Source organism: Arsenophonus nasoniae, from assembly GCF_004768525.1.
GTDB lineage: Bacteria > Pseudomonadota > Gammaproteobacteria > Enterobacterales > Enterobacteriaceae > Arsenophonus > Arsenophonus nasoniae.
The window spans coordinates 824,083-837,521 of the sequence record NZ_CP038613.1 but is presented as its reverse complement, the minus strand read 5'-3'; the positions used below and the strand labels follow the sequence as shown (position 1 = coordinate 837,521).

At 53.2% G+C, this 13,439-nt stretch carries 16 protein-coding genes and 3 pseudogenes; 8 read left to right on the top strand and 11 right to left on the bottom strand.

The features are described from left to right. Positions 1 to 74: 74 nt before the first annotated feature. From ArsFIN_RS03955 to ArsFIN_RS03935, 6 genes and pseudogenes are all read right to left on the bottom strand, one after another. Positions 75 to 485 (bottom strand): annotated as a pseudogene (locus ArsFIN_RS03955) (phage baseplate assembly protein V); the annotation flags it as partial. Further along, positions 482 to 1,669, bottom strand: a complete 1,188-nt coding sequence (locus ArsFIN_RS03950) for a phage late control D family protein (protein ID WP_026823818.1) — start codon at positions 1,667 to 1,669, stop codon at positions 482 to 484. The pseudogene ArsFIN_RS03955 and the gene ArsFIN_RS03950, both read right to left, overlap by 4 nt. Then, positions 1,657 to 1,881: a tail protein X gene (locus ArsFIN_RS03945; protein ID WP_407062016.1), complete on the bottom strand. Its 225-nt coding sequence runs from the start codon at positions 1,879 to 1,881 to the stop codon at positions 1,657 to 1,659. The genes ArsFIN_RS03950 and ArsFIN_RS03945 overlap by 13 nt, the downstream gene beginning before the upstream one ends. A 128-nt stretch (positions 1,882 to 2,009) precedes the next feature. Continuing rightward, entirely contained in the window at positions 2,010 to 2,222 is a 213-nt protein-coding gene (locus ArsFIN_RS27185) for a hypothetical protein (protein ID WP_051297144.1), read from the bottom strand. 65 nt (positions 2,223 to 2,287) lie between these two features. Then, entirely contained in the window at positions 2,288 to 2,776 is a 489-nt protein-coding gene (locus ArsFIN_RS27180) for a phage tail protein (protein WP_051297145.1), read from the bottom strand. After that, on the bottom strand, positions 2,776 to 5,274 hold the full coding sequence (locus ArsFIN_RS03935) for a phage tail tape measure protein (RefSeq protein ID WP_026823820.1): 2,499 nt from the start codon (positions 5,272 to 5,274) through the stop codon (positions 2,776 to 2,778). Before ArsFIN_RS03935 ends, ArsFIN_RS27180 begins: the two co-directional genes overlap by 1 nt. A 40-nt stretch (positions 5,275 to 5,314) precedes the next feature. Between ArsFIN_RS03935 and ArsFIN_RS26190 the strand changes: the two genes are divergently transcribed. After that, the gene (locus ArsFIN_RS26190) at positions 5,315 to 5,596 is read left to right on the top strand and encodes a hypothetical protein (protein WP_026823821.1); all 282 of its coding nucleotides are present in this window, start codon (positions 5,315 to 5,317) and stop codon (positions 5,594 to 5,596) included. Between the two features lie 83 nt (positions 5,597 to 5,679). Here ArsFIN_RS26190 and ArsFIN_RS03925 read toward each other — a convergent pair whose 3' ends face one another. Together ArsFIN_RS03925 and ArsFIN_RS03920 are read right to left on the bottom strand one after the other, a co-directional pair. After that, positions 5,680 to 5,952, bottom strand: a complete 273-nt coding sequence (locus tag ArsFIN_RS03925) for a phage tail assembly protein (RefSeq protein ID WP_026823822.1) — start codon at positions 5,950 to 5,952, stop codon at positions 5,680 to 5,682. Between the two features lie 122 nt (positions 5,953 to 6,074). Continuing rightward, positions 6,075 to 6,284 (bottom strand): annotated as a pseudogene (locus tag ArsFIN_RS03920) (phage major tail tube protein); the annotation flags it as partial. 100 nt (positions 6,285 to 6,384) lie between these two features. On the opposite strand from ArsFIN_RS03920, the pseudogene ArsFIN_RS03915 reads away from it, so the two are divergent. Continuing rightward, positions 6,385 to 7,545, top strand: a pseudogene (locus tag ArsFIN_RS03915) (IS3 family transposase). Between the two features lie 5 nt (positions 7,546 to 7,550). Here the strand turns inward: ArsFIN_RS03915 and ArsFIN_RS26185 are convergent. Continuing rightward, entirely contained in the window at positions 7,551 to 7,700 is a 150-nt protein-coding gene (locus tag ArsFIN_RS26185; protein ID WP_167876655.1) for a hypothetical protein, read from the bottom strand. Further along, positions 7,700 to 8,053 carry a putative holin gene (locus ArsFIN_RS03910; RefSeq protein ID WP_135677475.1) on the bottom strand — a complete coding sequence of 118 codons (354 nt, stop codon included), beginning with the start codon at positions 8,051 to 8,053 and terminating at the stop codon, positions 7,700 to 7,702. The genes ArsFIN_RS26185 and ArsFIN_RS03910 overlap by 1 nt, the downstream gene beginning before the upstream one ends. Before the next feature lie 277 nt (positions 8,054 to 8,330). Between ArsFIN_RS03910 and ArsFIN_RS03905 the strand changes: the two genes are divergently transcribed. Further along, positions 8,331 to 9,098 carry a DNA adenine methylase gene (locus tag ArsFIN_RS03905; protein ID WP_026821882.1) on the top strand — a complete coding sequence of 256 codons (768 nt, stop codon included), beginning with the start codon at positions 8,331 to 8,333 and terminating at the stop codon, positions 9,096 to 9,098. Between the two features lie 32 nt (positions 9,099 to 9,130). On the opposite strand, the gene ArsFIN_RS28715 is transcribed toward ArsFIN_RS03905, so the two are convergent. Next, positions 9,131 to 10,042 carry a DUF3102 domain-containing protein gene (locus ArsFIN_RS28715; protein ID WP_210409082.1) on the bottom strand — a complete coding sequence of 304 codons (912 nt, stop codon included), beginning with the start codon at positions 10,040 to 10,042 and terminating at the stop codon, positions 9,131 to 9,133. Between the two features lie 266 nt (positions 10,043 to 10,308). Here ArsFIN_RS28715 and ArsFIN_RS03895 point away from each other — a divergent pair, with 266 nt between their 5' ends. The 5 genes from ArsFIN_RS03895 to ArsFIN_RS03875 are packed head-to-tail and all read left to right on the top strand — an operon-like array spanning position 10,309 to position 13,434. After that, entirely contained in the window at positions 10,309 to 10,542 is a 234-nt protein-coding gene (locus ArsFIN_RS03895) for a helix-turn-helix domain-containing protein (protein ID WP_026821883.1), read from the top strand. 57 nt (positions 10,543 to 10,599) lie between these two features. Then, entirely contained in the window at positions 10,600 to 10,920 is a 321-nt protein-coding gene (locus ArsFIN_RS03890) for a helix-turn-helix domain-containing protein (protein WP_026821884.1), read from the top strand. Between the two features lie 12 nt (positions 10,921 to 10,932). After that, entirely contained in the window at positions 10,933 to 11,658 is a 726-nt protein-coding gene (locus tag ArsFIN_RS03885; protein ID WP_135677474.1) for a DUF3102 domain-containing protein, read from the top strand. Positions 11,659 to 11,671: 13 nt separating this feature from the next. Then, entirely contained in the window at positions 11,672 to 11,887 is a 216-nt protein-coding gene (locus tag ArsFIN_RS03880) for a hypothetical protein (RefSeq protein ID WP_135677473.1), read from the top strand. Further along, positions 11,884 to 13,434 (top strand): integrase catalytic domain-containing protein, encoded by a 1,551-nt coding sequence (locus ArsFIN_RS03875; RefSeq protein WP_135677472.1) that lies wholly within the window; start codon positions 11,884 to 11,886, stop codon positions 13,432 to 13,434. Before ArsFIN_RS03880 ends, ArsFIN_RS03875 begins: the two co-directional genes overlap by 4 nt. Positions 13,435 to 13,439 lie beyond the last annotated feature (5 nt).

Sequence of the window (13,439 nt, the reverse complement as noted above, 5' to 3'; positions counted from 1 at the left end):
CAATTTTGATTGATCGGATTTAGATAAAAAGTGGATCAGTTTTCGGTGATCGTTGACAGTGTGAGCTGTTTACTCGCTTTTACCGTCGCATTTTGCGTCTGGATATGCACATTGCCCTGGGTGGTCAGTATCAGGGTCTGTATCTCGCCCCCGATAGCCATCGCGTGTTTTTTTCGGTCATACTCAACAAAGGTGCCATCGGCAAAGTCGACCCGGCGTTTATCGCGTGACGCAATAGCCGGTCGGTCGACCTGTGAATAGACCGCGCCGAGCACCACACCATCATCGCCATAGGGGTCAAGTAACAGTTTGACCTGCTCGCCAATATCCGGTAGCCAGTAGTCCTTGTTATTCTGTGTGTTGCGCTGCAATACCTCAAGCCAGGCAGTACGCAGATTATCCAGTTCAGGCAAACGAACGCGTACCCGCACCGTTTTCTCATCCACCGCACTCACCGTGCCCGTGGTAAATTTGATACCGCTCATCGTTTTTTCTCCTGTGCAACGGGGGTTTCTGTTGCCACCACGCCAATACTGCCGTCGGCTTTTTTGCCGATGACCATAAGACTCTGTGGCTTGCTGGCCTTGCCTTTTTTATGCGCATTGGCAATCGGCCCCTGACCTAACGCCAGTTCGCAGGTATAGCCGCTTTGTCGGTTAAGGTCGTGCCGCACCGAGGTGATGAGCCAGACTCCGGACAGGCGACCGAAGTCCGCCAGTTGCACCGTGATACCGGCTTTGAGCCGGGTCTGACCCGGCAGGCTGAGATTTGCCGTGCGCTGGTATTCATTGTGGCGGTTAAGCCCGGCACACAGCTTACCGACCGCTTCATCGCGGGTGCGTGCCCGGTTTTGCATCTGCAGCGTATCCGCACTGGGGGTTCGGCTTCCCTTGGCAGGGACGGTTTCCTCTGCCACCGTGCCGATGCTGCCATCGGCCAGCACCCCGACGGTGACCAGTTTCTTGGTGCGGGTGTCCTGATATTTAACCTTGCCTTGCTGATAAATGCGATTCAGTGTATCGCGCAGGGTAAAGCGACTCACCGCTGATGGCGTCAGCGTCAACAGCGACGTGGCTTCGCGCAATGTCGCGCGATGGGAAAACACCAGTGCCTTATCGGTCACCTTGACAATATAGCCATACTCACGCCCCAGTCGGGTGATAAACGCCAAATCGGTTTCGTTATACTGCGTCACCCGGTCGAGCGCCAAAGGCGCAAGGGCCCCTTCCAGCCGCAGATGATTTTTTTTGGCTATCCGGCTGGCGATTGCCCGCAGCGTGGTGGCTTCAAAGGCCCGGTTACTGCGGGTACGCAACGCGCGGGTGACCGGGGCCGATAGCCCCCGTAACCGTACGCTGTCCGGCGGGCTGGAAAATTCCAGCTCATCCAGCGAGAACGTCCCGCACGCCAGCAGCGGTTGACCGGCCAGACCTATCGCCAGCGTCAGGCTGTCGCCTTTGCCCGGATACCAGGCCTCGCGCCAACGACCGTCACTGTCTTCCAGCTCGACTTCAATTTCATCCGATTCCCCGGCCAGCCGGTCGGTAAAGCTTACCGACAGCACATAAGGCGTCACTTCCCGCGAGATATCTTTCTGGCCGTAATGCAGGGTAAAGGTAGGCGTATCTACCGGGGTTATCGTGTCAGACCAGGGGGTTAGCGCAGCCATGGTGGTGTGTTCTCCTCGGTGTCATCCGCTGCAATGATAGGGATAAGCAGCTGCACCCCTGCCGGGAGCGACGCGGTAATGGCCACCTGCGGGTTAGCCATAATGATGCGCCCATAGCCGAACGGGTCGCCATAATAGTGATGCGCCAGGGTGTCCCAGCGTTCGCCTTCCCGGGTGGTATGGATCATGACGGCAGGCGTATCAGCAGACATCATTATCCCCTCCGGCTAATAATACGGCTGGCCAGGCGACTGAGCGGTGCTGACTGATGCTGGTAAACCGTCACGGCATTGCCAACCAGACCGGCGACGGTATCGAGCGCACCGGGCAGATGTTGACTCTAGCCCGGCGCAAGGCCGCGCAGGGTGTCCTGGGCATGGTCTATCATCGTGGCCGCTTCACCGCTCGCCCGCAGGAGCGGGATAGCGTCGGGTAAGGTGCCGGTTAACTGGCGCAGCCAGGGTTGCGATTGCGCCATCGGGGCGGCCACATCGCCCAGGCTGGTCAGTACGCCGGGTACGCGGGTCAGCGCCGCCACCGGATTACTTTTCATCTGCCGTGCGACCCGGATGACACTGGAGGCGGCCTGTAGCGCCGATTGCGCCTGCCGGGCAAAGCCTACCGCCTGGCGCAGCGTCTGCCCAGCCCCGACGCGGGCAAGGCCGTCTGCCGGGTCTGATTCAGGTTTGGCAACCCACCTTTGACGGCAGGCGGTTTCGGCGGCTTTTGCGGATCGCCGGTATATTCGCGCAGCGTCACCTCAACCGATAGCGCCTGGGCACGGCCCTGCGCGCTGCAGAGCTGGGTACTCAGCGACAGGTCAGTAATGACAAACCAGCCCTTGTAATCGCCGTTACCCAGCACAAAGGCCAGCGCCTGATGGGCACGGCTCGCCGCCTGCAGCCGTTGCCACTCACGGGCAGGGTCACAGTAACGCTGATGAAGCACCAGGATCAGATGGTACTCATCCAGTTTTGCCCCGGTAAACTGTAAGCCCGGCTTGTGGCCAATGCGTGCCTGCTCGGCAAAGTCATTGCCAAAAGTCCCGTCCAAAGCATCAAAGCTGGTACCCAGCTGAAAAGGGATATCCCCCAATACGGCAAACATTATTCCAGCCTCCTGCGCTGCTGTTGTTGCAGTACGCGCGCCAGCATCTGCTCCAGTTCGCGCACACCCAGACTCAACGCCTGCTGTACCGCCGAACCGGGGGTTTGCGACCGACCATCCAGTACAATGTGAGGACTAAAATGCACCACGATACCCCCCTGGCCTGCCATGCCATGACCGGCAAGCCCCGCCCCGTTCGGCAGCGAGGGGACGGGAGCGGGTCGCCAGCCAGGCAGACCCGGCAATGCCAGCCCTGAGCCAGCCTGCAACAGAGAGGCCAGCCAGTCGAGGGTCGCGCTGCGGGTTTTGGGGGTGGTGCGTCGGATACCGATAGCGGCACCTTCAACGATATTGTCCCCAAAACCCATAAAGACCCGTGAGGGGCTATTAATGCCCAGCGTCTCGCTAAACCAGCTTTTGATACTGCCACCAAACTCGGTGATACTCTCTCTCGCCGCCGTCAGCTTGCTGCGAATACCGCTGACCAACCCCTCAATCAGGTTGCGACCGAAATCGGTAAAATTGGCGGGTAACTCAATATTGAAATAGCGCATTACCCCCGCGAACGCCTTATAGAACAGCCCCACCGGCGACCAGTTGATAATCAGCGCCGCGACGCCACCGATGCCGCCGGAAAACGCCTGTTTGATATCCGCCCAGCGGGCTTTGAGCCAGGCGCTGATAGGCCCCCAGTAGCGATAAATCAGGAAAGCCCCCACAGCAATACCGGTGATCAGCAGCCCAATGGGGGTCAGCATCAGCGCCCGACCGATAAACAGCACGGCCCGTCCGGCTATCATCAGGCCACGCACCAGTCCGCCGCCGAGCACCTTGCCCAGACGCAACGCGCCGCGTGAGAGTCGGCCCATGAGTCCGGCCAGACGGCGGATCCTGCTGCCCTGGCTAAAGGTGCTTTGCAATAACACCCATTGACTTCGCAGCGTTACAAAACCTTTCCACACCGACACGAAAGGGGTAGCTAGCAGGTTAAGTCCCATCCGTAAAATAAACAAAACCGACTTAAAGGCGATCAGTCCCGTGACGACACCGGCTATCCCGGTCACTAATTGAGGATTGGCTTTTATCCATGATCCAAGCACTGTGACGCAGGGCAGTATTTTATCTACCGCAGTAACAATAGCAGGCGTTAATTGTTCACCCAACGTGATCGCCAGATCACTGCTAGCAATCATCAATTGCTTCATTTTCTCAATCGGTGATGCCAGGCGCTGGGAATAATCCCCCGCCAGCACGTCGCTGTTGGCGGCGCTCAAGGCTTCAGCACGGATAGTGCGGTATTTCTTCATATTGGCCAGCATCGGTCGGACAAACGCCATCACCTGCATATCGGCGAACAGCTCACCCAGGCCGAAGTTCTTCTGCAACGCCTGGAGCGCCCGATCTCGAGCAGCATCGTCCTTTAATGCCATAGCCGCCTTGAACTGTTTGACCGCTTCCGGGCCTTTTTGCGCCAGAGACCACTGGATGGTGTTCATCATCCCTTCAATCGGAGAGATCCCGGCTGCCTTTTGGCGCATCAAGGATTGCTGAAGGTTGATCCCCTGATCGGCAAAGTGCTTTTGCGTGTCCGGGGCAAACATTTTAGTGAGGAAATTCTTGAAATTGTTGGCCGCTTCATCGGGTGTACCCGCACCGATTTTAGCGACCTGTAGTGCGGCGGCCATCTCGGCGACCGCCTCTTTCCCCTGGGCAATGCCCGCCATCTGTGGAGCCAGCGCAGGTAACCATTTAACCTGATCGGGAATTTCAAATGATCCCGCCTTGCCACCGTAGGCCATGATGTTCTGTACGGCGGCAAAATCTTTCGCGGCAATCCCCAAGGATTGCTTGGTCGTGAACGCCGCCTCAGCCCATTGTGCTGCAGTGGTACGCGTTGCGGTGGCACCACGCGCAATGCTTGGCAGATAAGCGCGCAGATCATCCAAATCATCAATATTATTGCCAATCAGTGAACTGCTTGCCGCCTGTAAATCGTCCTGAGTCTGGTTGTACTGCAGGCTCCAGGCACGAATATCTTTCCCCAGCGTGTCGCGGGTTTTCGTGTTAAAGCCCGCCGTGATCGCCATGTCGATCATGTTGTCCTGAAAAGACATGTACTTTTTTACTGAAGGCTGAACGGCACCATAGGCAGCGCGGGCCATACCATAGGTTTCCAGTCCCTGACCGTAAATTTTCAGGCGATTATCACGTAAGGCAGCCGAGGTGGCAGTGGCGCGAGTCAGGCGCGCTTGTTGGCTTTCCAGCCGGGACAGCGTGTGACCAACCCGGGTCAGTTCACCGTTCAAGCGCCGGGCGGCATCCCCACCGAGGCTACCATATCGACTGACCGCCCGTGTCAGCGATGCCTGTCGCTGCTGTAATCGGGATGTTGCCGTACCCAGGCTTTCCAGTGTTCGCTGGGTGCTGCCCATCACACTGCGAAAAGCCCCTGAAAGGGTAGCAGAAACGACAACACCAATTGAAAAACTACTCGCCATAATGGTAAACTCAGTTCAGGTTAAATAGTAAGGCAACAACATGATTATACTCGCTTTCTTGCTGGGAGCCGCGGTAATAGGCAGTTACGGATGGTGCGTGGCCCAGCTTTATTTCTATTTTATGTCCACTGGCGACGATATTTGGCTTAATCTTATCTTGACCCTGATGGGGGCCGCAGGGATTGGCCTGGTTTATTGTGTTGCGCTGTTTTTTCTTCAGCCGGTTATTTTCCTGTTAGCGGGCGTTTGTGAAGGATTATTCCAATTCATTCGCTGGATTACTCGCCGTATTCGCGCTTTATCTGTTCGCCCGCTTCCTTAAGGTAGCCCTCAAATTCTTCTACCGCTAGCCGCTCAATTTCACTGGGCGGCCAGCGAAACCACCTTGCCAGTAACGCCTCCGCCTTACGCAGTTGTCCCGGATACTGTATCCAGCCCCGCAAAGTCGCGAAATCGGCCATGCAATGCCTGGTAATCCGCCAGATCCATTTTGTCCAAATCTTCCGGCAACAACCCGGTCATGCTGGCAACCAGCAATTCATCCAAATCAGACGGATCCTGACTTTGCTTGCGTACCTGCTTCATGTCGCGCACGGTCAACCGCCGCACGGTGACCTGGGTCAGCATCTCGCCATTGGCCAGCGGATAGGGAAAACGCAGAGGGTAAGTATCGTTCATAATAAGCTCCTAGGTTGAGGGGATTTCTTGACCCTGACAGTCTGGCATTCGGGTGGGCTGGGGGCTTTTAAACGCCATTAAGAAGACAGGGACGATAACGCCCCCTGAAAACGGATGGCTCACTAACCACCAATATTGGCCCGGTAGTCTGCCAGCATATCCACCCCGCCCACGCGAAAAATATTCGCCATGTAGTCCAGCTCCAGTAATTCTTCGCCATCCAATACCTGCTTGATATAGGTGCAGGTAAAAGCGCTGCTTAAATCCGGATCCTCATGCTGTTTGAAGGTACCCAGCGGGTTCTTTTTAAACATCACCGTCATATAGGTCACCATCGGCACTTCATTGAACCGACCCTGGCTACCTGTAGTGGTCTAATAAAACTGTAGAGATTTATAGCTTATAATTAAGCAAAATCTTATAGGTATAAATATGACCCGAAAAGTAAAAGTAACCTTTAGCGGAAAGCAAAAACTGGAATATGCAAAACTCATGGTTGAAGGTGGATATAGCAATATCCAAGTTGAAAAAATATCCGGTGCGGGTAAATCTGCCGTATCACGATGGAAGCAACAATATCTTGCCGAGTTAAATGGGAATACGCCTGTAAAATCAAAAGCGTTAACACCCGAGCAACAGCGCATACAAGAATTAGAAGTTCAACTTAAGCGTGCTCAGAGGGATAATGACATATTAAAAAAAGCCGCGGCTTACTTCATCCTCGACAATCAAAACTCAAAATCGTGAAGCAACTGAAAATCATGTACCCCAATTTTACGGTCACTGAGTTATGCCATCTTTTTGAAGTAAGCAGCAGTAGTTTTTATTATGAAACGAAAATACCGACAGTTGAAAATGAAAGACTGTGTGGCGAAATCAAACGTATTTTTTATACATCGGGTCAAATTTATGGCAAAAAGACGTATTCAAGCCGAGTTAAAGGGTTTAGGGCACCAAATTGGCACTTATAAAATATCGAACATCATGAAATTAAATCAATTAGTTGCAATTAGACCAACGAAAAAGCACTACTATCACTCATCGGGTAACGAACATCGATATGCCCCTAATTTGCTTAAACGACAATTTTCCCCTGAACAGCATAATCACTATTATGTCGGGGATATCACGTATATTAGACATCACTATGGGTGGAGCTATTTAGCCTGTGTGTTGGATTTAGCCACCAAAGAAATTATTGGTTATGCCTTATCAACAAAACCGGATTCGAAATTAGTGAAAGAAGCCTTAGATAACGCAATTGAACGGCAATTACCGGATACGACAAGTTTGATGTTCCATTCAGATCAAGGTTGCCAATATTCATCGGAGGAGTTTAGGGCGCACCTCTTTGAACGGAAAATAACTCAAAGCATGAGTCGGCGAGGTAATTGCCTCGATAATGCCGTGATGGAAAGATTTTTTAGGAGTTTAAAGACAGAAAGACTTAACCGTTTATCGTTTATGAATCATCAATCTGTTGTCTGTGAAGTTGAAAATTATATTCAGTTTTACAATTATTATCGACGCCATTCAACGATTGGTTATTTAACTCCACATCAAAAATATCATGAACTAAAAAATGCCGCTTAGATCTTCTACAGAATTTGTTGACCATTACAGTACGGGAGTGCGGCTTGCGGGGGACGGGCGGCATCTGCATCAAAGGCACCCCCCAGCAGTAGCATCAGCAAAAAGAACAGCATCATGCCGGGTGGGTTATCGGGGTGTGGGTGGTTATTCATCATCACAGCCCCGTCGCCACGGCAAGACACACCGCCGCCACAATCACCGCCCGACGCAGCTGCGCAGCAGCAAAGACCTGATGGCAGCCGCCGCGCACCGGATGTCGACCCTGTGCTACCTCGGGGTGGTCATAGTGCAGGTATTGTCCGGGACGGGCTTTGGGGAATAGCGAACGGTCAAGCCAGTAACCCTCGACTGCCGCCAGGGTGATTAATGCCAGCTTATAGAGCACCACCGGCAATTGCTGCGGTGAGACCAGGCCAATCACCAGCAACAGACCAGCAGCGGTGAGCAACCAGCCGCTTAATCGCGGGGTTTTAAATGGGGGCAAGGTCAATTTTTTTCGCGTTTTCATCACCATCTCCCTGAGAATCAGGCAGACAGTGTGACAAGGCAGGGCGCTAAACGCTTTTAAAGCGGTTTACTAGTGGGAGGATGGGTGAACGGTTAGGTTAGGCGCAGTGATTAGCCCCGAGCGGGGCAAGGGAAAAAGCGCGACCTACCCAGTGCACGAACACCGGACAGGCCGTCAACACACAGAGTTCGCCTGTGAGTCAACCGTGGCGCTTTCCGTTCTCGAGAACAGGAAAGAGTCTACACGAATTTCCATTAGTGAAAAAGGCTTACAGACAATGCAGCAACATTTTTTACCCATACTGCCCTGGATAGGCGGTAAACGGCGGCTGGCCAAACAGATTTTACCGCGCTTCCCGGCGCATATCTGCTACGTGGAACCGTTTTGTGGCGCGGCGGCGCTCTTTTTTATGAAGTCACCCAGCAAAGCAGAAGTGATTAACGATATCAACGGCGAGCTGGTCAATCTCTATCGGGTGCTGAAACACCATCTGGAAGAGTTTATGCGCCAGTTTAAATGGGCGCTGGTCAGCCGGGCGATGTATCAATGGTTAAACATCACGCCGACCGAGACCTTAACCGATATCCAGCGCGCAGCCCGTTTCTATTACCTGCAAAAGCAGGCGTTCGGCGGCAAGGTGGCGGAGCACACCTTTGGCGTGACCACTACCAGTGGGCCACGCTTGAACCTGCTACGCATGGAAGAAGAGCTGTCGCTCGCCCATCTGCGATTATCACGCACCACCATTGAACACCTGGATTGGGCCAGCTGTATTGCCCGTTATGACCGTCCGCACACGCTGTTTTACTGCGACCCGCCGTATTGGGGAACGGAAGGCTATGGGGTGGATTTTGGTCTGGATCAATATGAAAAACTGGCGGGAATGGGACGAGACCTGACGGGGATGATGATTATTTCGGTCAATGATATTCCTGAAATGCGGGAAGTGTTTCAGGGGTTCGAGATGGAGAGCGTCCCGATTCGTTATAGCCTCAATAGCAATCAGCCCACCCAACGGCGTGAGCTGATTATCACTGTCAAATAACCCTCTTTCGCGGCAACGAATGCAGGGAAGACTTAAGCGCGGTGACGAGTGGCTTTTTTCTCTGCCATTGCCGTCAAGGTACGTTTGGCCACTTCGCGTGTTTCGCCGGGAATATGGCGAAAGGCCGTTAACACCTCAGCCTCTTCTTCATCCCTCACCACATCGAGCGCACTGGCTTCATCGTGGCGCTCACCGGTCATCACATAATTAAGATCGACTCCTAACGCTTTCGCGGCGATTAAGTAGCCCGCATCAGGATGCCGCTCACTTTTTTCATAGTTGTACTGAGTGAGCTTTTTAACCCCGCACCGTTCGGCAAAGATCTCCTGGCTAAGTCCCAATCGCAGTCGCTCAGATTTGAGACGGTCTCCCACTCCTTCTAGTGTTAGTGTCACCCACTGCTGGGTATCGAGTGAGGCCTGTTCATTGCTTGTAGTCGCTGTAGAGGTCTTTCCAGTCAGTTGCTGGCTTAACTGTTGTAACTGCTTCTCTTTTTCGGCTACCAGTTGCTGGCTGCGTTTAAGCGCCGCTTCATCTTTACGTAATGCTGCCCGTAATTCCCGTACCGACATCCGGTCAACTTCGTCGAGGGTCAGACCTGCGATAGTGCCGCCTTCGGCGAGTTCAGCGAGGTCTTCATCGTCTTCCAACATCAGCTCATAGAGTTTTGCCTTGCCGAGAGCCGCAAACGTCTGCGCTTTTCCACCTAATTGAGGTGATAAATATTTTAGAGATGCCTTCATCATAATTTGAGCGGTTCTTTCAGCTAGCCCTAACTGGCTTGTTACGATATTTACAAACTCTCCATGCGGCTCATTCTCTTTCAGAATAATCAACCGCTTTCCCGCCTCCAGCATGGCTTCGGCACTCTGTGCCATATAGAAGCGCGCTTCATGCACAATCCTCTCCCGTTCATAGGGCAGCCCATCGCCAAAACGTGCCATCACCTCCTGCTGGGCACTGTTTGCTGCATTTTTTTCAGGATATGCAATTGCCTCCCCCCCCCCCCGCAATCGTGATATTGTCCGCGGTAGTTACAGGCAGGCTGGTTGCCGCTTTTTTCTTTGCCATACAGGTCTCCTTTAGGCCGATAACAGCCCGTGCTTTTTAATAGTGATAAGGAATATACAAAAACAAACAAAAAAGACTTTACATCATTTTGCATATCAATGTATATTTATTTTTAACTTTTTATGACGGAGATAAAACAATGTCACTGCAACATCCAGCCGACTTTAAGCGCAATTTTTATGACCGTGTCTATCAGAACTACCCGACGGTGGCGGCGTGGGCGCGCCAATCCGGCTTCAAACCCTATCAGGTTTATATGTTGCTTGATGGCTCCTGCCAGGGCTGGCGCGGGGAAGCACGCAAAATCAAACAGGCGATTGAACAGATAATGGGTTCCCCCATGCCATCGGGCAAAAAGCGCCATAAAAAATAACATTCGCCTGTTTCGCTGACGGTATCACAATTTCCATTAATGAAAAAGAGGCATCCGATGAAAAACACCTTATTACTGCACCCATCTTCACGTACACGACGGGCGCTGCGTATTTTAAAAGCCATGAAGGGGCATTACCGAGACGGCTTGTCCAATAAAGCCCTGGCGGCGCTTATCAATGACTCCCCGGCCAATATCAGTCGTACTCTGCCATTTTTAGTCGAAGAGGGCATGGTTGAGCAGCGCTTCAATGGGAACTACGCCCTCAGCGAGGAATTGATACAGATTGCGCTAGCCTTTTTCGATGAAACCGAACGGGCGCAAATCAAGATGGCAGAAAAACGTGGCCGCTGCATAGCCTCACCGTCAAAATTGTAAGAGAGAAAAATAATGGGTAGAAAAGCGTTACCGATGACGGCTGAAATCACCCCCGAACAGCCTTTGGCACCGGATTTAATGAATAACCTTAACGCGCTAGCTGAACATCAGCAGGCCATTATGGACAAGTACGGCGAGGGCCTACCCTATGAACGGGAAAGGATTGTGCATGAGGCACGTTTCTATATGGCACAAAGTGCGGAAGCCATGCTGGAGGCGGGAAAGCGGTTGATTATTCTGAAAGAGAATGAGCCGCATGGAGAGTTTGTAAATATCGTAACAAGCCAGTTAGGGCTAGCTGAAAGAACCACTCAAATTATGATGAAGGCATCTCTAAAATATTTATCACCTCAATTAGGTGGAAAAGCGCAGACGTTTGCGGCTCTCGGCAAGGCAAAACTCTATGAACTGATGTTAGAAGACGATGAAGACCTCGCCGAACTCGCCGAAGGCGGCACCATCGCGGGCTTGACGCTCGATGAGGTTGATCGCATGTCGGTACGTGAACTAAAGGCAAAACTGCGCGAAACCCGTGATAGCTTGGAAGCCAGCCGCCGCCTAGCCAACGAAAAAGACCAAAAAATCAATGAGCTGAGTGAAAACCGCCTGCTTAATCAGCATCGCCCGTTAGGGGAAGAAGGCATACGCCAGCTCCGTGAAGAAATCGGCCTGGTGGGCTTTGATGTTAAAGCCATATTGATGGGGCGCTTTCGGGGAAGGGTTGGAAAAATTGCATAGCCACAGTGGCGATATGACGTCTCACGCCGACTATTTAGCAGGCTTGCTTAATGATATTGAGTTTGAAATCAATGTCTTACGTAACGACTTTGCGTTACCCTACCACGCGGTGTCAGAGGCGGTACCTGACTGGGTAAAGGCGGATGCCGAGGCCGAAGACGCGGATTTTCAGTTACCTGAACATTTACGCGGTACCGGACAGGATAGCGGCGAGGAGGGGGTGTTATGAACGCCATCCTGACCGAACGCGTACTGGCGATTGCCCAGGCCGCCGAAAAAGCCGGACATGGCGGCAAAGACGCGGTTTATCAAACAGGTTGCCAGGCACTCGGCATTTCCAAAGCCACGCTACTGCGAAAAATCAAACAGGTAAGCTATAAACCGCCGCGCAAGCAACGGGTGGATTGTGGCACCAGCGCCCTGACCCGTGAGGAAGCGCTGCAAATATCCGGCGTGATGATGGCCTCGCATCGCAAGAACGGCAAGCGCCTTTACAGCCTGGAGCAGGCGGTTAATGACCTGCGGGCGAACAACCTAATTAATGCTGGGTATATTGATAACGAGACCGGCGAGTGGTTCCCCCTGTCGGTCGATGCCATCAGTCGGGCGTTGTACCAATATCGCCTGCACCCCAACCAGTTACGGGCACCAGCCCCGTGCGTCCAGTTAAAAACCGAGCATCCCAATCATGTCTGGCAACTGGATGCGTCGCTGTGTGTACTCTATTACCTGAAAAATCCCGCCCAAGGGCACACCACGCGCGATAGTGGCCTGCGCATGATGAGTGAGGCGGAGTTTAACAAGAACAAGCCAAAAAATCTGGCGCGGGTGATTAACGACCGCGTCTGGTCATTTGAGCTGACCGACCATACCAGCGGCTGGATTTATGCCGAGTACCGCTTTGGCGGCGAAACGACACAAAACTTTACCGATGTGCTGATTAACGCCATGCAAGAACGCGGTGGGGCCGACGTCCTGCATGGCGTGCCGCGCATCCTTTATACCGACCCCGGTTGCGCGCTGGTCTCGTCCACCCTGCGCAACCTGTGTAAAACCCTTGGTATTCAACTTATCGCACACAAAGCCCGTAATGCCCGCGCCACCGGCTCAGTGGAAAAAGCGCGCGACATTCTCGAGTGCCATTTTGAATCCGGGCTGCGGTTTGTGCAAGTCAATCATATTGATGAACTGAACCGCCTGGTTGGATTGTGGCGTAAAAAGTATAACCGCACCGCGCTGCATCGCCGTACCGGCATGACTCGCACCGACTGCTGGCTGCATATTACCCCTGGACAGTTAATCAAGGCACCGCCTGTTGACGTATGCCGTGAGCTGGCGGTGAGCCAGCCGGAAAACCGTAAGGTTAGCACCCACCTTCGCGTGTCGTTCAGGGGGAGTGAATACGATGTACGGCAAGTCCCCGGCGTTTGCGTGGGCGACACCGTACAGATAGTGCGTAACCCCTGGCGTGACAGTGAGGCGCAGGTGGTCGTGATTAATGAGGACGGACTGGAAGTCTTTTGCCGGGTGCCGGAAGTGGCGAAAGACGACTACGGTTTTGCCCTCAACAGCCCGACACTCGGCGAATCGTTCAAGGCATTACCCCACACCCCGGCGCAACACCATCTGTCGGAAGTCGAGCAGACCCTGTATGGCACCACCACGCCGGGGGAAACCGCCGCCGCGCAAAAAGCCAATGCCTTACCCTTTGGTGGACGCTTTAACCCTTATCTGGAAAATGAACGCGATACCCTGTCAACGATCACCGAAAACTGATCCAC

Coding starts and splice junctions, on each gene's coding strand:
- ArsFIN_RS28715 (WP_210409082.1), bottom strand. CDS start 10,042: ATGGCACGTTTTGGCGATGGGCTGCCCTATGAACGGGAGAGGATTGTG.
- ArsFIN_RS03935 (WP_026823820.1), bottom strand. CDS start 5,274: ATGGCGAGTAGTTTTTCAATTGGTGTTGTCGTTTCTGCTACCCTTTCA.
- ArsFIN_RS03895 (WP_026821883.1), top strand. CDS start 10,309: ATGTCACTGCAACATCCAGCCGACTTTAAGCGCAATTTTTATGACCGT.
- ArsFIN_RS03925 (WP_026823822.1), bottom strand. CDS start 5,952: ATGAACGATACTTACCCTCTGCGTTTTCCCTATCCGCTGGCCAATGGC.
- ArsFIN_RS03890 (WP_026821884.1), top strand. CDS start 10,600: ATGAAAAACACCTTATTACTGCACCCATCTTCACGTACACGACGGGCG.
- ArsFIN_RS27180 (WP_051297145.1), bottom strand. CDS start 2,776: ATGTTTGCCGTATTGGGGGATATCCCTTTTCAGCTGGGTACCAGCTTT.
- ArsFIN_RS03875 (WP_135677472.1), top strand. CDS start 11,884: ATGAACGCCATCCTGACCGAACGCGTACTGGCGATTGCCCAGGCCGCC.
- ArsFIN_RS27185 (WP_051297144.1), bottom strand. CDS start 2,222: ATGAAAAGTAATCCGGTGGCGGCGCTGACCCGCGTACCCGGCGTACTG.
- ArsFIN_RS03945 (WP_407062016.1), bottom strand. CDS start 1,881: ATGTCTGCTGATACGCCTGCCGTCATGATCCATACCACCCGGGAAGGC.
- ArsFIN_RS03905 (WP_026821882.1), top strand. CDS start 8,331: ATGCAGCAACATTTTTTACCCATACTGCCCTGGATAGGCGGTAAACGG.
- ArsFIN_RS03885 (WP_135677474.1), top strand. CDS start 10,933: ATGGGTAGAAAAGCGTTACCGATGACGGCTGAAATCACCCCCGAACAG.
- ArsFIN_RS03910 (WP_135677475.1), bottom strand. CDS start 8,053: ATGAAAACGCGAAAAAAATTGACCTTGCCCCCATTTAAAACCCCGCGA.
- ArsFIN_RS03950 (WP_026823818.1), bottom strand. CDS start 1,669: ATGGCTGCGCTAACCCCCTGGTCTGACACGATAACCCCGGTAGATACG.
- ArsFIN_RS03880 (WP_135677473.1), top strand. CDS start 11,672: ATGACGTCTCACGCCGACTATTTAGCAGGCTTGCTTAATGATATTGAG.
- ArsFIN_RS26185 (WP_167876655.1), bottom strand. CDS start 7,700: ATGATGAATAACCACCCACACCCCGATAACCCACCCGGCATGATGCTG.
- ArsFIN_RS26190 (WP_026823821.1), top strand. CDS start 5,315: ATGATTATACTCGCTTTCTTGCTGGGAGCCGCGGTAATAGGCAGTTAC.